This window comes from Achromobacter sp., assembly GCF_050285565.1.
In the GTDB taxonomy this organism is placed as follows: Bacteria; Pseudomonadota; Gammaproteobacteria; order Burkholderiales; family Burkholderiaceae_B; genus Achromobacter.
Genome location: NZ_JBLZXG010000008.1, coordinates 74,716 through 90,721 on the forward strand (window position 1 = coordinate 74,716; position 16,006 = coordinate 90,721).

General features: G+C 68.1%; 14 protein-coding genes. 1 reads left to right on the plus strand and 13 read right to left on the minus strand.

The window, feature by feature from the left end; genetic code table 11:
- Nucleotides 1–17: 17 nt before the first annotated feature.
- The 3 genes from ACN6O8_RS17900 to ACN6O8_RS17910 form a co-directional block, all read right to left on the minus strand.
- Entirely contained in the window at nucleotides 18–845 is an 828-nt protein-coding gene (locus tag ACN6O8_RS17900; protein WP_427992354.1) for an ABC transporter substrate-binding protein, read from the minus strand.
- 68 nt (nucleotides 846–913) lie between these two features.
- Nucleotides 914–2,131: an aminotransferase class I/II-fold pyridoxal phosphate-dependent enzyme gene (locus ACN6O8_RS17905; protein ID WP_427992355.1), complete on the minus strand. Its 1,218-nt coding sequence runs from the start codon at nucleotides 2,129–2,131 to the stop codon at nucleotides 914–916.
- A complete protein-coding gene (locus ACN6O8_RS17910) occupies nucleotides 2,128–2,802 on the minus strand; it encodes an RraA family protein (RefSeq protein ID WP_427992356.1) in 675 nt (224 codons plus the stop codon). The genes ACN6O8_RS17905 and ACN6O8_RS17910 overlap by 4 nt, the downstream gene beginning before the upstream one ends.
- A 166-nt stretch (nucleotides 2,803–2,968) precedes the next feature.
- Here ACN6O8_RS17910 and ACN6O8_RS17915 point away from each other — a divergent pair, with 166 nt between their 5' ends.
- On the plus strand, nucleotides 2,969–3,865 hold the full coding sequence (locus ACN6O8_RS17915) for a LysR family transcriptional regulator (RefSeq protein ID WP_427992357.1): 897 nt from the start codon (nucleotides 2,969–2,971) through the stop codon (nucleotides 3,863–3,865).
- A 2-nt stretch (nucleotides 3,866–3,867) separates the two neighbouring features.
- On the opposite strand, the gene ACN6O8_RS17920 is transcribed toward ACN6O8_RS17915, so the two are convergent.
- The 10 genes from ACN6O8_RS17920 to ACN6O8_RS17965 all read right to left on the minus strand — a co-directional run bounded on the left by ACN6O8_RS17920 (nucleotide 3,868) and on the right by ACN6O8_RS17965 (nucleotide 15,944).
- A complete protein-coding gene (locus ACN6O8_RS17920) occupies nucleotides 3,868–4,701 on the minus strand; it encodes a symmetrical bis(5'-nucleosyl)-tetraphosphatase (protein ID WP_427992358.1) in 834 nt (277 codons plus the stop codon).
- The gene (lptG, locus tag ACN6O8_RS17925; RefSeq protein WP_427992359.1) at nucleotides 4,698–5,876 is read right to left on the minus strand and encodes an LPS export ABC transporter permease LptG; all 1,179 of its coding nucleotides are present in this window, start codon (nucleotides 5,874–5,876) and stop codon (nucleotides 4,698–4,700) included. Before lptG ends, ACN6O8_RS17920 begins: the two co-directional genes overlap by 4 nt.
- Before the next feature lie 91 nt (nucleotides 5,877–5,967).
- Nucleotides 5,968–6,702 carry a monofunctional biosynthetic peptidoglycan transglycosylase gene (mtgA, locus tag ACN6O8_RS17930; RefSeq protein ID WP_427992360.1) on the minus strand — a complete coding sequence of 245 codons (735 nt, stop codon included), beginning with the start codon at nucleotides 6,700–6,702 and terminating at the stop codon, nucleotides 5,968–5,970.
- Nucleotides 6,703–6,706: 4 nt separating this feature from the next.
- The gene (aroE, locus tag ACN6O8_RS17935; RefSeq protein ID WP_427992361.1) at nucleotides 6,707–7,570 is read right to left on the minus strand and encodes a shikimate dehydrogenase; all 864 of its coding nucleotides are present in this window, start codon (nucleotides 7,568–7,570) and stop codon (nucleotides 6,707–6,709) included.
- A complete protein-coding gene (locus tag ACN6O8_RS17940; protein WP_427992362.1) occupies nucleotides 7,567–8,466 on the minus strand; it encodes a TonB family protein in 900 nt (299 codons plus the stop codon). Before ACN6O8_RS17940 ends, aroE begins: the two co-directional genes overlap by 4 nt.
- 38 nt (nucleotides 8,467–8,504) lie before the next feature.
- Nucleotides 8,505–9,593 (minus strand): ABC transporter ATP-binding protein, encoded by a 1,089-nt coding sequence (locus ACN6O8_RS17945; protein ID WP_427992363.1) that lies wholly within the window; start codon nucleotides 9,591–9,593, stop codon nucleotides 8,505–8,507.
- Nucleotides 9,586–11,364, minus strand: coding sequence for an ABC transporter permease (locus ACN6O8_RS17950; RefSeq protein ID WP_427992364.1), 1,779 nt, complete (start codon nucleotides 11,362–11,364; stop codon nucleotides 9,586–9,588). The genes ACN6O8_RS17945 and ACN6O8_RS17950 overlap by 8 nt, the downstream gene beginning before the upstream one ends.
- A 149-nt stretch (nucleotides 11,365–11,513) precedes the next feature.
- Nucleotides 11,514–12,611 carry an ABC transporter substrate-binding protein gene (locus ACN6O8_RS17955; protein WP_049071112.1) on the minus strand — a complete coding sequence of 366 codons (1,098 nt, stop codon included), beginning with the start codon at nucleotides 12,609–12,611 and terminating at the stop codon, nucleotides 11,514–11,516.
- A 188-nt stretch (nucleotides 12,612–12,799) separates the two neighbouring features.
- Nucleotides 12,800–15,286 carry a sensor histidine kinase gene (locus ACN6O8_RS17960; RefSeq protein WP_049071114.1) on the minus strand — a complete coding sequence of 829 codons (2,487 nt, stop codon included), beginning with the start codon at nucleotides 15,284–15,286 and terminating at the stop codon, nucleotides 12,800–12,802.
- Nucleotides 15,273–15,944 (minus strand): response regulator transcription factor, encoded by a 672-nt coding sequence (locus ACN6O8_RS17965; RefSeq protein WP_049071115.1) that lies wholly within the window; start codon nucleotides 15,942–15,944, stop codon nucleotides 15,273–15,275. The genes ACN6O8_RS17960 and ACN6O8_RS17965 overlap by 14 nt, the downstream gene beginning before the upstream one ends.
- Nucleotides 15,945–16,006 lie beyond the last annotated feature (62 nt).

The window sequence follows — 16,006 nt, forward strand, 5'->3', positions numbered from 1 at the left end:
CCGGCGCGCGCGGCGCGTCAACCCTTGATCGCTTCGATGCGGAAGTCGCGCTTCATGTTGAACGGGGTGCCGGGGCCGAACCACTTGTCGAAGATCTGCGCGGCCTTGCCCGAGGCTTCCAGGCCGTCGAGCACCTGATTCACCCGATTCAGCATGGCCGTGTCGCCGCGCCGCACGCCCATGCCCCAGGGTTCCACGAACAACGCGGGTTCCAGGATCTTGGCCGGCACCGCGCTGGACGCGGCCTGCTGTTTGAGCTTGACCAGCATCAGTTCCGATCCGACGAAGCCGCTGACCTTGCCTTGCTGCAGGGCCAGGAAGGCGCCGCTGGGATCCTTGAACGTCACCGGCTCGACGTTGGCAATGAACTTGCGCGCACCCTGCTCCGAAGACGAGCCGCGCACCGCGCTGACGCGCTTGCCGGCCAGATCGGCGGGCGCCTTCAGATCCTTGTCCGATGCGCGCGCCAGCACCTTTTGCAGGCTGACGAAATGCTGGTGCGAATAGTCGATCTGCTGCGCCCGCTCGGGGCTCCAGCCCAGGTTGGCCGCGACCACGTCGACGCGGCCGGCGATCAGTTCGGGGATGCGCGCCTCGACCGCGATCAGCTTCAGTTCCAGCGGCACGCCCAGGCTGTCGGCGACGGCCTGGCACATGTCGACTTCATAGCCGACGATGGCGCGGGTCTTGGGGTCCTGGAAGCTGAACGGCTCGGCCGTGCCGAGGGTGCCGCAGATGAACTTGCCGCGCGCCTTGATGTCCTGCAGCGTATCCGCGTGGGCCGCGGGCGCCAGGGCGGCGGCCAGGCCGAGGGCGGCCGCGCAGGTGATGATCCAATGCTTCATGTCGATTCCCTTGAAATATAGGTATGGGTACTGCCAACGGCGGCGGCCCCTGCGCGGGGCCGCCGGATTCAAGCCAGCCGCGCGCAGGCCTCGGCGATGCGGCGGCAGCCTTCCTCGATGTTGTCCATCGAGGTGGCGAAGCTCAGACGCAGGTAGGGCGACAACCCGTAGGCGCTGCCGTCCAGCACCGCCACGCCGGCCTCGTCCAGCAGGTACATGACCACGTCCAGATCGCTGCGCAATGCCGTGCCGCCCGGTGTGCGGCGCCCCAGCAGGCCCGCGACGTTGGGATAGACGTAGAACGCGCCCTGCGGCCGCGGACAGCGGATGCCCGGCACCGCGTCGAGCAGCGCCACGATGCGGTCGCGGCGCGCGTGAAACACGGCGGCCGCCGCGCCCACGCAGGCCTGGTCGGCGCTCAACGCCACGCGCGCGGCGGCCTGGCTCAGGGCGCTGACGCAACTGGTGCTTTGCGAGATCAGCGTGGCCATGGCCTTGATCAGGGCCTTGGGGCCGCCGGCATAACCCAGGCGCCAACCGGTCATGGCATACGCTTTGGAGACGCCGTTGACGGTCAGGGTGCGCGCCGCCAGTTCGGGCGCCACGGCGGCGGCCGACGCGTGGCGCTGCTCGCCGTAGGCCAGGTGTTCGTAGATTTCGTCGGTCATCAACCAGACCTGCGGATGGCGCGCCAGCACCTGGGCCAAGGCACGCAGCTCCTGCGCGCTGTACATGGCGCCGGTGGGGTTGGATGGCGTGTTCAGCAACAACCACTTGGTGCGCGGCGTGATCGCGCGCGCCAGCGCCGCGGGCGTGAGCTTGAAGCCGTCGGACTCCGGGCAGGGCACCACCACCGGCGTGCCGTCGTTGACCAGCACCATGTCGGGATACGACACCCAGTACGGCGCGGGAATGATGACTTCGTCGCCGGCCTGCACCGTGGCGGCCAGGGCGGTGTACAGCAGTTGCTTGGCGCCCACGCCGACGATCAATTCATCGAGCGCGTAGTCCAGTCCGTTCTCGCGCTGGAACTTGGCGCGCACCGCTTCCAGCAGCGGCCGCGAGCCGGTCGACGCGGTGTAGCGGATGTCGCCGCTGTGGAGCGCGTCGATGCCGGCCTGCACGATGTGCGGCGGGGTCGGCAGGTCGGGTTCGCCCACGGTGAAGTCGACGATGTCGCGCCCCTGCGCCCGCAACTGGTCGACGCGGGTCTTGGCCGCCATGCTGGGCGAGGGCTTGATGGCGCGGGCACGCGCCGCCAACAGCAGCGTCGCGGCGCCGTTCATGCCAGCCCCTTGGCGGCGAAGGCGGCCTGCATCCAGCTCTGGGTGCGCGCGCCGCTCTCGATTTCGGCCATGATGCGCGCTTCCTTGTCGGCGTGCGCGCGCGCGGCGGCGATCAGCGCCGGCGCCTCGTCGGCGGCGAAGCTCACCAGGCCGTCCTCGTCGCCCACCACGATGTCGCCCGGATGGATCACCTGGCCGCCGATGGATACCGGCACGTTGACCTCGCCGGGCCCGTCCTTGTAGGGGCCGCGGTGGATATGGCCGCGCGCATAGCACGGGAAGGTGTCGGCCTCGAACGCGCCGACGTCGCGGATAGCACCGTCCACCACCACTCCGGCGCAGCCGTGCGCCTGGAGGTAGCGCTTCATGATCTCGCCCAGCACGGCGTTGGACAGGTCGCCGCCGGCGTCCACCACCAGCACGTGGCCGGGCTGCACCTGCATCATGGCCTTGTAGATCATCAAGTTGTCACCGGGACGGGTCTTGACGGTGAGGGCGGTGCCGACCAGCTTGCCGGCGCGGTTGTAGCGATGCAGCCCGGCGATGCCTTCGCGGCGTGCCAGGTTGTCGCTCAGGTGCGGCGTGACGATGCCGGTCAGCGCCTGCAGGATGGCGTCGGGGGCGACGGGAGCGGCCGGCAATATGCGCGTGCCGGTGATGAGAGTGGCCATGGCGGTCTGCGTAGTCCTGAAACGAATGGGTCAGACCGAATGGTCGGCGCTTTCGGCGATCCGAAAAAGGGATTAAATTTCCATGAACTTCATCTCTTTAGGGAATATAAGGGTTAGCCCTTAACGGAAATTTTGGAATGAATCAGCCCTTTATCGGACGGCCCGCATGCTGACGTTCAAGCAGATCGAAGCGCTCTACTGGACCGTGCGCCTGGGCACGTTCTCGGCTTCGGCGCAGAAGCTGCACACCACCCAATCGGCCATCACCAAGCGCATCCAGGAGCTGGAGGCGGACTTCGACGTGGCCTTGTTCGACCGCTCCGGCCATCGCGCCGAGCTGACCGCGCGTGGCCACGAAATCTATGCGTTGGCCGAGGAAATGCTGGGCCATCGCGACCGCCTGCTGGTGCGGCTGAAAGGCCAGCACACGCTGACCGGCACGTTCCGCTTCGGCATTACCGAGATCACCGCGATGACCTGGTTGCCGGCCCTGATCCGCCTGCTGCGCGCGCACTATCCGCGCATCACGCTGGAGCCGCACATCGACTTGGGCGCCGACCTGCAGAAGCGGTTGCAGGCGGGGCAGTTGGACATGGCGTTCCTGCATGGCGAGTTCGCCGAGCCCGGCCTGCAGGTGGTGCCGTTGCAGCGCCTGGAGTTCGCCTGGATGGGCAGCCCGGACATGATCGACCCCAGCCGCGTCTACACCCCGGCCGACATCGCCGCGCTGCCGCTGTTGCGCCAGAGCCGGGAATCAGGACTGAACATGATCTACGACGGCTGGCTCAAGCCGCATACGCCGGCCAGCAACATGTTCACCATCAACAGCCTGATCGCCATGGCCGGGCTGACCGCGGCCGGCTTCGGGGTGAGTTGCCTGCCGCGGGATTATTTCGCGGAGATGGTCAGCAGCCGGCAGTTGGTGATTGCGCGGACCAGCACGGCGGCGCCGCAATCGGTGTATTGCGCGATGTACCGGAAGGGAGCCGATGACGCGTTTTGTGAAAGTGTGGCGGAGTTGGCGCGCAGCTGTTGTGATTTTTCTGCCAATGGGCGGCACTGAGGTTACTCAGACATCGGATCCTGAAACTGCGAACACTTCACCTGCACCAGCTTGCGATCCTGCAACCGCAACGCCGTCAGCGCGCCGCCCCACACGCATCCGGTGTCCAGGCAGATCACATCCGGCCGCAGCATCAGCCCCAGCGTCGACCAATGGCCGAACACCGTGGTCACATCGCGCGTCGCGCGGTTCGGCACGTCGAACCACGGCACCAGGCCAGGCGGCCACGCGCCCGGCGTCACCTTGGTGGCGAACTCCATATGGCCGTTCGGCGTGCACAGGCGGATGCGCGTGAGCGCATTGATGATCACCCGCATCCGCTTGCCACCCTTGTGATCTTCCTTCCAGGTGGCCGGCTCGTTGCCATACATCTTCTGCAGCGCCTTCTGCCAGTTGGGCCCGCGCAGCGCGTCCTGAACCTCGGCGGCCAGCGACAGCGTCTTGGCCACGTCCCACTTGGCCAGCGTGCCGGCGTGCACCATCAGGTGGTTCTGCTCGAAATGCGCCAGCGGACGCGAACGCAGCCAGTCGATCAGGTCGGCCGCATCCGGGGCCCGCAGGATTTCGTCCAGCGTGTCGGATTTGGACGGCTTGCGCACGCCGGCGGCGGCCGCCAGCAGGTGCAGGTCGTGGTTGCCCAGCACCACCGTGGCGCGCTCGCCCAGATCAATGATGCGGCGCAGGGTAGCCAGCGACTGCGGGCCGCGATTGACCAGATCCCCGGCGAACCAGAAGCGCGACTTCGGATCGCCGACCAGTTCGGGGTGGGACAGCAAGCGATCCAGCGGCGAGCAGCAACCTTGCACGTCGCCGATCATCCAGATACTGCCGTTCATGCGGGCCTCTTGCTCCAGGGCCAACGTTGTTGGACGACGCGGGTAATGGTGTGGCGGTACTCCATGTAGCTCATCGCGCCCAGCGCCAGAGCCATGGCGCCGATGTTCGGCCCCAGGGCGGTGAGCCAGGGCGGCCACTTGCCCAGCATGCCTACGTTCAGCGCCAGTTGGTTGAGCATGAAGAAGCCCACGCCCAGCAGGATGCCGATGAACACCTTGGCGCCCACGCCGCCGCGGCGCGTCTGCATCAGGCCGATGGGGGCGGCGATGGTGATCATCACCAGCAACGTGAACGGATATGCCAGTTTGCGCCACAAGGCAACGACCTGTCGACCATATTGCAGTTGGTTGTTGCGCAAATAATCCACATAGTCCAACAGGGTCACGATCGACATGCGCTCGGGCGTCAGGACCCGGGCCAGCAGGCGTTCCGCGCTCAGGGTGGTATCGACGGTGCGCTCGGGCACCTTGACCACCACCGCGGGGGGATTCTTGGGCGGGCGGGCATCGGCCAGCGTTTCGGCGGCCTTGTCGTCCAGGCGGGTCTCGGCGACGTCCTTCAGAACCAGGTCGCCATGGGCGAACAGGCCGGTGGGCGCGGTCGACAGCACCGACAGGGTCAGATCCTTCTTGAATTCGTACAGGGTGACGCCGGTGACCTGGCCGTCGCCCTTGAGTTCGGCGATGTTGATGATGCGGGTGCCGCCGTTGGCGGTCGGTTCCTTGAACCAGTAGCCGCTGTTCAGGCGGTCGCCGCCAGCCTTGCCGCGAAACATCAGGTTGGCCTCGCCGGATTTCATCTCGGCCCAGGGCGTGACGTACTCGGACAGCAGGGCCGCGCCGATCATCAGCGGCACGGTCACGATCCAGAGCATGCGCAACAGGCGCATGCCGCTGACGCCCGAAACCCGCAGGATCACCAGCTCGTTGCGCTGGGCCAGGCCGGCCAGCGCCAGGATGGCCCCGATCAGCAGGCCGATGGGCAGCAGGTCGTACAGGCGGGTGGGAATGGCCAGCGCCTGCATGTACAGCAGGGCCATCATGGAGAACTTGTCGCCCACGTTGTCCAGGTCGTCCACCAGCGCGAAGAACGTGAAAAGGCCCAGCAGGGCCATGAGGACCACTGCACAAGAGCGATAGATCTCGCGGGCCAGGTAGCGACGTGCGGTACGCATGAAAAAGGGCGAAGTAGCGCTAAACGTGAAAGCTTAACAAATCCGGCCGCCCAGGGTGGGCCGGAACCTGCCGAAGCGGCCGCTTTCCGTGTCAGGGAATGTCAACCATCTGCATCCGTCGCGTCAGGGTGTAGACGCGCGAATTCAGGTAATTCGAGTTGCGGTGGCTGTCGTAGAAGCGCGGGTTGGGCAGCATGGCCGCCAGGCGGGCCGCCTGGCTCGCGCCCAGGCTGGCCGCCGGCACGTTGAAGTAATGCCTGGCCGCGGCCTCGGCGCCGAACACGCCGACCCCCCATTCCGCCACATTCAGGTACAACTCCAGGATGCGTTCCTTGGTCATGACGTGTTCGATCATGTAGGTCAGCACCAGTTCCTGGCCCTTGCGCAGGTAGCTGCGGGAACTGGACAGGAACAGGTTCTTGGCCAGCTGCTGGGTGATGGTCGAGCCGCCGCGCATCTTGCTGCGTCCGGCCGCTTCCTGTTTCTGGTTGTATTCCCAGGCCTTGCGGATGGCGTCCCATTCGACGCCGTCGTGTTCGGTGAAGTTGGAGTCCTCTGACGCCACCACCGCGCGCTTCAGGTTGCGGCTGATCTTGTCATAGGGCACCCACTCGTATTTCAGCTGGAAATCGGGGTTGCCATCGCGCAGGCGCGCCAGCTCTTCGCGCATGATGGCGCTGCTGCCCGGGTCCCGGTAGTTGTACCAGACCACCAGTCCGAACAGCCAGAACTGGTAGAGCAGCACCGCGCACACCAGCGCCATCAGCGTGCCGCTGACGATACGGAACCAGGAACGGCGCTTGCCGCTCTTGCCGCGGGCGGCCATGGGCTCAGTTCCCGGCCACCAGCGCCTCGCGCAGCGCGGCCAGCACCGGCGCGGGGTCGGGCCGCACGCCGTGCCAGATGAAGAAGCTCTCGGCCGCCTGGCCCACCAGCATGCCCAGGCCGTCGGCGGTGAGGGCGGCGCCGTCCTGTTCGGCCTGGCGCATGAACGCCGTCGGCTGCGCGCCGTACATCATGTCATAGGCCGCGGCGCCCTCGGCGTACAGTCCGGCGGGCAGGTCGGGCGCGGCGTCCTGCAGGCCGCTGGCGGTGGCATTGACCACCAGATTCCAGCCGCCGGGTCGGGCGGCGTCGGCCAGTCCGCCGGCCGTGATCCGGGTCTGCGGCTCGGCGCCGGTCTCGCGCCAGCCCTCGGCCAGTTCCAGCGCGCGGGCGGCGGTGCGGTTGACGATGTGGATGCGGGCGCAACCGGCCTGCGCCAGGGGCTGCAACACGCCCCGGGCGGCGCCGCCCGCGCCCACCAGCAGCACCGCGGCGCCGGCCAGGCGCAGGCCCAGGCGCAGCAGATCCGAAACCAGCCCGACGCCGTCGGTATTGCAGCCGTGCCAGGCGCCATCGCGCCAGGACAGGGTGTTGACCGCGCCAGCCAGCCGCGCGCGGCTGGACAGGTGCGCCGAGGCCAGCGCGTAGGCATCCTGCTTGAACGGCACGGTCACGTTCAGTCCCAGGCCGCCTTCGGCGGCGAAGGCGGCCACCGCCGCCTCGAAGCCGTCCACCGGCGCCAGCAGGCGTTCGTAGCGCAGCGGCTTGCCGGTCTGGCGGGAAAACAGCGCGTGGATCTGCGGCGAACGGCTGTGCGCGATGGGATTGCCGATCACGGCATAGCGGGCAAGAGGGAGCGCCTCGGTCATGGGGCTTGGGTTTCCAGGGTGTCGTTGACGAAATGCCAGGTGCGGGTGATGACCAGCACGTCGGTATCGCGCGCGATCTCGGGCGGGAAGGGCGGGAACGGCGCGGCCAATTGCACGATGCGGCGCGCGGCCTGGTTCAGCACCGCGTGCGGCGAGGGCTGGTCGATCTCGACATTGGCGATGCTGCCGTCGGCGCGCACCGACACGGTGATGCGCAGCGAGCCATAGATGCGGCCGCGCGCCTCGTCCGGATAGTGTTGCGTGCCGACGGTCTCGATGCGGGTGCGCCAGGCGTCCAGGTAGGCGGCATAGCGCGAGGCCTCGGCCGAAGGCGCCACGAACTGCTTGCGCGGCTCGGCGCTGTATTGCTGGACCTTGGCCGCCAGCGCGGCGACCTGGGCGTTCTGGATCACGCTGGCCTGGTCTGCGGCGTCCTTGCCGCGGTCGTCGCCATCGGGCCACGGGTTGACCGCCTGGCGCTCGGCCCCGGCCTTGTCGGTCGCCCGCAGTTGGGTCATCAGGCGGGTCTGCTCGGCTTCGAGCTGGACCTGGCGGCGCCGCATCGCCTCCAGCACGATGGTCTCGGCCGAGGCGCCGGTACGTGGCAGCGGGGTGGTGGACAGGCCGCGTTCGGCGTTGCCGCCGCCGCTCATCTGGTTCTGTGCCTGGGCCCGTGGCGCCTCGGGCGCGGTTTCGCTGCGGGCGTTCAGCAGCACGATTTCCAGGCTGGCGGCCGGCGGGCGCGATAGGGCGGGCGCACCGAAGCGCCACGCCAGCGCGCCGGCGTGCACCAACAGCGAAATCGCGATGCCGATGCGCAGGTAGTGCTGGGCGGGCGCGCCCAGCCACCGCAGCGGCCGGCTCAGCGGGAAGGGGGAGTCAGCGAGGCGTTGCACGCACGCATTGTAGAGCCTCCCCGCCTGCCGCCGTCACCTTACCGGGACGGGCGCGGGAACACCCAGACCTTGCCGGCCGGCAATGCCAGGCGGCAGGGGCCAGGCTCGCGGCCTTCGGGGCCGTAGGCGCGCAGCGCGAGGGTGTCGGCGGGGTCCGCGTCGGGAGTGCGGAACAGGTATTCCCAGCGGTCGCCCAGGTACATGCTGGTCAGCAGCGGCATGTCGATGTGGTTGCCGTCGGGATCGTCCGCCAGGCGGACCTGTTCGACCCGGATCACGGCGGTGGCGTCCTGGCCGGCCGCCACGCCTTCGCCGGCCTGGCCCCACAGCGCCCAGCCGCGGCCTTCGATGCGGGCGCGGCCATCGCGCACTTCGGTGACCTTGCCGTCCAGGCGGTTGTTGCTGCCCATGAACTCGGCGGTGAACAGCGTCGACGGCGCCCCATACATTTCCTGCGGCGTGCCCTGCTGCTCGATCTTGCCGTTGTTCAGCAGCAGGATGCGGTCGGAAATGGCCATGGCTTCGCTCTGGTCATGCGTCACCATCAATGCCGACAGCCCCAGGCGGATGATCAGCTCGCGCAGGAACGCGCGCGCTTCCTCGCGCAGCTTGGCGTCCAGGTTGGACAGCGGCTCGTCCAGCAGGATCACGGGCGGGCTGTACACCAGCGCGCGGCCGATGGCCACGCGCTGCTGCTGGCCGCCCGACAGGGCGTGCGGATGGCGCTGGCCGAGCTTGCCCAGGCCGAGCTGATCCAGCACCGCCTGCACCCGTTCGCGCACTTCGCCGGACGGCACCTTGCGCAGCTTGAGCGGGTAGGCGACGTTGTCGAACACGGTCTTGTGCGGCCACAGCGCGTACGACTGGAACACCAGGCCCAGGTTGCGCTCCTCGGCCGGGATCTCGGTACGGGCGGCGCCGTCGTACACGGTGCGCTCGCCGATGGTGATGCGGCCGCGCTTGGGGCCTTCCAGGCCGGCCACGGCGCGCAGCAGGGTGGTCTTGCCGCTGCCCGAGGGGCCCAGCAGCGACACCACTTCGCCCTGGCGCAGTTGCATCGACACGCCCTTGAGCACCGGGTTGTCGCCGTAATCCAGGTGCAGGTCTTCTACAGAAAGCTCAATCATGAAGTTTGACTCCGAATCGCAGGGCGATGCCCAGGCCGATCACGACCAGAACGATATTGATGAAGGAAAGCGCGGCCACGATGTCGATGGCGCCCGAAGCCCACAGCGACACCAGCATGGAGCCGATGGTCTCGGTGCCCGGCGACAGCAGGTAGACGCCGGTGGAGTACTCACGCTCGAAAATCAGGAACATCAGCAGCCACGAGCCGATCAGGCCGTACTTGGCCAGCGGCACGGTGACGTGGCGCGTGACCTGGCCGCGGCGCGCGCCGGCGCTGCGGGCGGCCTCTTCCAGCTCGGGGCCGACCTGCAGCAGCGTCGACGAGATCAGGCGCAGGCCATAGGCCATCCAGACCACCGTGTAGGCCAGCCACACGCTGAAGATGGTGCTGCGCATGGCGCGCAGCCATTCGACGAAGTTCTCTCGCAGCCATTCCGCGAACGGCAACCCCGACAGCCAGCCGCCCAGGTCGGCGTCCAGCGCGTTGTCCAGCCACATCGGCACGAACAGGAACACCCACAGGAACGCCAGGCCCGCCAGCAGGCCCGGCACGGCGCGCGGCACCAGCACGCTGTAGTCCATGAAGCGCGTGACGTTGTCCGGCTTGCGGTGCATGGCCAGGCCGACGAAGGTGTAGCAGAGCACCGCCAGCGCGCCGCCGAAGACGCCGATGGCCACCGAGTTGACGATCGCGCGCATCAGGTTGGGTTGCGCGAACACGGTGCGGAACGCGTCCAGCGACAGCACGTCGAACAGCGACACGCCCATGCCCCAGTTGGACACGAACGCGCGCAGCAGCACGCCCAGCAGCGGCACCACGATGGTGACCAGCAGCCAGAACGCCACCACGCCGCCGGCCACCCAGCGCCACTTGCCCAGCGGCAGCGGACGGGCGCGCGAGGCCTTGCCCTTGACGGTGACGAAACGGTTGGCGGTGCGCATCAGGCGGCGCTGCAGCATGACCAGCGGGATCGTCATGCAGATCAGCACCACGGCCACCGCGGCCATCAGGTGGTACGAGGGGATGCCGAGTTTGTTTGTCAGTTTGTACAGGTAGGTCGCCAGCACCAGATTGCCTTCCGGGTCGCCCAGCACCAGCACCAGGCCGAACACTTCCAGGCCCAGGAAGAACAGCAGCACGGTGGCGTACAGCATGGCGGGGCGCACCATCGGCAGGCTCACCGACACCATCACCCGCAGCGGCGAGGCGCCACTGACGCGGGCCGCTTCCTCGACGTCCGAGCCCATGCTGCGCAGCGCCGACGAGATATACAGATAGGCGTGCGGCACGTGCGTCAGGCCGGCGATGATGACGATGCTGGTCAGCGAATACACGTTCCAGGGCACGAACCCCAGAATATTCTGCGCCCAGGTCGAGAAGAAGCCCACCGGGCCGGCCGCCACCACGTAGCCGAAGCCCAGCACCATCGGCGAGACGAAGATCGGCACCAGGATCAGCGGTTCGATCCAGCGCCGGCCCGGCAGGTCGGTGCGGATCATCAGGAACGCCAGCATGCCGCCCAGCGGGATGGCGATGATGGCCAGCCCGAACGCCAGGATGAAGCCGCTTTTCAGCGCCTTGTAGAAATCGGGGTCCGCGAAGATGAAGCGGAACGCATCCAGGCTGAAGACCTTGGACGGCGAAAAGAAGGGCGCGGATAGAAAGCTCTGGATGATGATGAACGACAGCGGCACGTAGATGGCCAAGGCTGTGATCAGCACCACCACGCCGCGTGGCAGGGACTGCCATTTTCTGCGCAATGACTGCATGGGGAAAATCCTGTTATCTCGATAGACGCGGGTCGCGCCCACTGGCCATGAACACCCGGGCCACGGGCGGCCTGGCGGGCGGCGGTGCTACGCCCTCCCGCGTGCTTGCGGCCGGGGGCGCGCGGCCCCCGGCGGTACCGGCGACAGCCTTACTTGCCGGCGGCGGCGCGCCAGTCCTTGATGAACTGCAGGCGCTTGTTCTGCTCCAGGTAGTCCAGCAGCGTCTCGTTGACCGGGATCGGCTTGAGCGAGGCGCCCAGCTTCTTGGTCATGCCGTCGACGTCGTTGTCGCCTTCGATGTCGTCGCGGACCGAGGCCAGGTCGGCCTGGTTGGCCATGATTTCCTGGCCCTTCTGCGACAGCAGGTAGTCCATCCACAGCTTGGCGGCGTTACGGTTCTTGGCCTTCTTGCTGATGAACGCCACGCGCGACAGCACCAGCGCGTAGTCGGTCGGGTAGGCCACGCCCAGCGACGGGTCGGTCTTGGCGCGGGTCTCGGCGTACGAACCCAGGATGTTGTAGCCGATCAGGTTCTCGCCCGACGACACGCGTTCCATCATGGTGCCGGTGGACGACTGCACGATCAGGCCGCCCTTGGCGATGTCCTTGAGCGTCTCGAAGTACTTGGGATCGTTGGCCTTGTCCTGCACGGCCAGCATGAAGCCCACGGCCGACTTCTCGATGTCGTAGGTGGTGACCTTGTTCTTGAACTTGTCCGGCTGGCTGGCGATCAGCTTGGCCAGGGCGCCGTGCGTGGTCGGCACTTCGTTGGCGGGGATCAGGCGCTTGTTATAGATGAACACCGCCGGTTCGTAGGTGGTGCCATAGGCCGAATCCTTCCACACCGCCCAGGCCGGCAGCTTGGCGATTTCCGGCGACTTGTACTGCAGCGCATAGTCGGTGGCCAGCTTGAGGGCCGAGTCCATCGACGAGCTCCAGACGATGTCGCCGCTGCTGCCGCCCGCCGCCTGCTCGCTGATGTAGCGGTTGTACAGCTCGGTGCTGTTCATGTCGTTGTATTCGACCTTGATGCCCGGGTACAGCGCTTCGAAGCCCTTGATGATGGGGCCGGCGGCCTTGGTGTCGGTGGTCGAATAGATCACGACCTTGCCTTCCTTCTTGGCGCCGTCGAGGATCTTCTGATAATCGGCCGGGTAGCCCGCGGGAACCGTTTGGGCGTAGGCGCTGCCGGCGGCGATGGCGAATGCAGCGGCGCAGGCGGCCGCCAGTCTGGACTTGGCAAGCATGTCTTGTCTCCGTTTGGATTTGGTATCGACAGGCGCAAGGGCCTGCTTGGCGCCCATCTTAGGTTTCGGCGTCTGTCGTCGTCCTGTCATGGGGCGACAGCCGGGATAGGGGTAATCCCGGTGTCCGCGGCGGGCGGCGGGACCGATGGCCCGCTCGCGGACGCGGCGGGAGGAGCGGTCGCCGCGCCCTAGGGCCGTTCAGGCGTGTCGGTGACCAGCCGGATCCAGTTCTGCACGAAGCGCGAATGGCGCCGCTGGTCCAGCCCTACCAGCAGCGCGGGCGACAGCACCACCGGCTGCACGATGCCCTGTGAGCGCGCCAGCACCGCTTCCGAGGTCCAGCGGCCGGGGGTGTCTTCCATGATCGACCCCAGCGCCGCGTGGCTGGAGGCCACCTGCTGGCCGGCCGGCGACAACAGCCAGTCGACCAGCGCGCGGCCCAGGTCCGGGTTGGGCGCGCGCCGCGCGATCAGCACCGAGCGCGCCAGCACCAGCACGTAGTCCTGCGGGAACACCACGCCGATCTTGCTGCCCGCCGCCTGGCGCGACAGGGCGTAGGAACCGAGGATGTTGTAGCCCAGGTCCATCTCGTCGTTCTCGATGGCGTCGAGCAGTTCGGCGCTGGTGGCCGACAGCCGCACGCCGACCTGGCCGAAGGCGTTGGCCAGGCCCCAGAAGTTCGACGACACCAGCTCGTCCTGCTCGGCCATCAGGTAGCCCACGCTGCTGCGCGAGATGTCGTAGGTGCCGACGCGGCCATGCAGCCGAGCACGGTCGTGCTCCAGCGTGCGCAGCAGGTCCTGGCGCGAGCGCGGCACCGTGGCCTCGGTGTAGCGCTTGGGGTTGTAGACGATCACGGCCGGCTCGAAGGTGAATCCGTAGACCTCGTTGCGCCACACCGCCCACGAGGGCAGCTTGGCGGCGTAGGGCGAGGCGTAGCGCTGGGCATAGCCGTCGTTGGCCAGGCGGATCTGCAGGTCCGAGGCGGAGCTCATCAGCACGTCCACGTCCTTGAGCCGGTCCTCGATGGCGGCTTCGTACAGCTCGCGGCTGCCCATCTCGCGGTAAACCACCGTGACGTCGGGCCGCTGCGCCTGGAAGCCAAGAATCAGCGGCGCCACCACCGGCGTGTCGGTGGGCCCGGCGATGGTCAGCACGCGCGACGACGGCTGCGGCGCGGGATAACGGGTGACGACCTCGGGAATCCCGGCGGCACGCACGTCCGCGGGCGCGGCGGCCAGCAGCAACAGCGTTGTGCCGATGGCCCCGAGCAACCCGGCCAGGGCGCGGCCCGCGCGCTGCCGCGCCAGCGGCAGGATGACGCGCGCCGACAGGCCGCCGCCGGGGCGGTCCTGCAGCCACAGCGAGCCGCCGTGCGCCATGGCCACCGAGCGCACGATGGCCAGGCCCAGGCCCGAGCCCGGCTGCGATCCGCCGGCGCGGCCGCGCGTGAAGCGTTGCTGCACGGCGTCCTTTTCGTCGTCGGCGATGCCCGGGCCGCGGTCGGACACGGTCAGCGCGACCCGGTAGCCCGCCACCGGCGTCGCCTGGATATCGACGGTGCCCTCGGGCGCATAACGCAGCGCGTTGTCGACCAGATTGCGCAGCATTTCCCGCAGCGCCACGCGGTCGCCGGCGATGCGGGCGCGCCGCACCTGCGGCGCGATTTCGATGCGCAGGCGCTGCGCCTCCAGCGGCCCGATGCGGCGGCGCGTTTCGTTGATGGTCTCGGCCACGCCCACTGGCGCGCGCGCGCCCTTGCCGAGCCGGTGCGTGATGGTGGCGTCCATCAGCAATTGATTGATCAACTGGCTGGCGTGGGTGGCGTTCAGGTGGATGCGGCCCAGCCGTTCGCGCAGGCGCTTGGGATCGGTTTCATCCAGCGCCACCTCGGCCTGGGCGCGCAGCGAGGCCAGCGGCGTGCGCACCTGGTGCGCGGCGTCGGCGACCAGGGTGTTGAGGGTGTCCATGATGCCTGACAGGCGCTGCATGAAAGCGTTCAGGGCCTCGACCAGCCGCCGCACCTCGGTCGGCACCGGCGTGACCAGCGGCGCCAGGTCGTCCGGTGCCCGTTGCCGCAGTTCGCGTTCGATCACCGCCAGCGGCGCGAAGGCGCGCTGCACGCCGAACCACAGCAGGCCCAGCGCCACCAGCGACACCACGACCAGCGGCAGCACGCTGCGGCCCAGGATTTCGTCGGCCAGCTCCTCGCGCGACCCCAGCGTCTCGGCCACCCGCACGGTGACCCAGCCAGCATGCTGGCTGGCCGACACCAGCCGTCCCACGGTGGCCACGCGCACCGGCTCGTCGTGGTAGCTGAGGTAAGTGAAGACCGGGGTGGCCGACTGCGCCAGCGGCAGGCCCGGCGCCAGGTCGGCGTAGCCGGTGATGAGGCGGCCGTTGGACGCGCGGGCTTCGTAGAACACCCGTTCGCTGCCCGACAGCATGGCCAGCGACGATACCGGCGGCTCGACGGTGACGCCGTTGTCCTCGATCTGCACGGAGCCGGCAATCGTCAGCGCCGACGCCGCCAGCAGCCGGTCGAAGGCCTGCTCGGCGGCGCGCTGGGCGTAGTCGCGCAGGAAGAACACCAGCCCGATCAGCGCGCAGGCCAGCAGCACCGCGCCCAGCGTGAAGACGCGGCGGCGGATGGAGGCGCTTTCAGGCAGGCTCATGGCTGCGGGCCTGGTAGCCGACGCCGCGCACGGTGACGATATCGATGGAAGCGCCGGCCAGCTTCTTGCGCAGGCGCGAGATCAGCAGTTCCAGCGCGTTCAAAGATCCATCATCCAGGTCGAACAGTTGGTTCATCAGCCGTTCCTTGGCGACGGTCTGTCCCAGCTTGCCCAGCAGGATCTCCAGCAGCCGGAACTCGCGCCGGCCCAGCTCCAGCGGCGCGCCGGCCAGCGTGACGTGGCGATTGGCCAGGTCCAGGCTCAGGTTGCCGTAGGCGGTGACGCTGCTTGTCTGCCCGGCCGGGCGCCGCAGCAGGGCGCGCAGCCGGGCTTCGAGTTCGCGCAGGTCGAAGGGTTTGACAAGGTAGTCGTCGGCGCCCAGGTCGAGCATGTCGATCTTGTCTTCGATTTCGGAACGCGCGGTGACGACGAGCACGGGCGCTTCGAGCCCGGCGGCGCGCAGTTCGCGGATGACGCTGAAGCCGTCCTTGCCGGGCAGGTTGATGTCCAGCACCAGCGCATCCCAGGTTTCGTCCAGCCCCCAGCGCAGCGCGGCGACGCCATCATGCACCCATTGCACGCTATGGCCCGCCGAGCGCAGCTTGCTCTCCACGGCATCGCCCAGGTCGAGGTTGTCCTCGACCAGCAGAATGCGCATGTCCGTCCTCCGATATCGATTGTGATTTTTTCGGGAGTTTAACGGGAGGCTTTGATGCTGTC

Excerpts from the sequence above, each read along its gene's own strand:
- ACN6O8_RS17915 (WP_427992357.1), top strand. The coding sequence starts at position 2,969 with ATGCTGACGTTCAAGCAGATCGAAGCGCTCTACTGGACCGTGCGCCTG.
- ACN6O8_RS17910 (WP_427992356.1), bottom strand. The coding sequence starts at position 2,802 with ATGGCCACTCTCATCACCGGCACGCGCATATTGCCGGCCGCTCCCGTC.
- ACN6O8_RS17920 (WP_427992358.1), bottom strand. The coding sequence starts at position 4,701 with ATGAACGGCAGTATCTGGATGATCGGCGACGTGCAAGGTTGCTGCTCG.
- ACN6O8_RS17955 (WP_049071112.1), bottom strand. The coding sequence starts at position 12,611 with ATGCTTGCCAAGTCCAGACTGGCGGCCGCCTGCGCCGCTGCATTCGCC.
- ACN6O8_RS17950 (WP_427992364.1), bottom strand. The coding sequence starts at position 11,364 with ATGCAGTCATTGCGCAGAAAATGGCAGTCCCTGCCACGCGGCGTGGTG.
- ACN6O8_RS17945 (WP_427992363.1), bottom strand. The coding sequence starts at position 9,593 with ATGATTGAGCTTTCTGTAGAAGACCTGCACCTGGATTACGGCGACAAC.
- mtgA (WP_427992360.1), bottom strand. The coding sequence starts at position 6,702 with ATGGCCGCCCGCGGCAAGAGCGGCAAGCGCCGTTCCTGGTTCCGTATC.
- aroE (WP_427992361.1), bottom strand. The coding sequence starts at position 7,570 with ATGACCGAGGCGCTCCCTCTTGCCCGCTATGCCGTGATCGGCAATCCC.
- ACN6O8_RS17960 (WP_049071114.1), bottom strand. The coding sequence starts at position 15,286 with ATGAGCCTGCCTGAAAGCGCCTCCATCCGCCGCCGCGTCTTCACGCTG.
- ACN6O8_RS17905 (WP_427992355.1), bottom strand. The coding sequence starts at position 2,131 with ATGAACGGCGCCGCGACGCTGCTGTTGGCGGCGCGTGCCCGCGCCATC.
- ACN6O8_RS17965 (WP_049071115.1), bottom strand. The coding sequence starts at position 15,944 with ATGCGCATTCTGCTGGTCGAGGACAACCTCGACCTGGGCGATGCCGTG.
- ACN6O8_RS17900 (WP_427992354.1), bottom strand. The coding sequence starts at position 845 with ATGAAGCATTGGATCATCACCTGCGCGGCCGCCCTCGGCCTGGCCGCC.
- lptG (WP_427992359.1), bottom strand. The coding sequence starts at position 5,876 with ATGCGTACCGCACGTCGCTACCTGGCCCGCGAGATCTATCGCTCTTGT.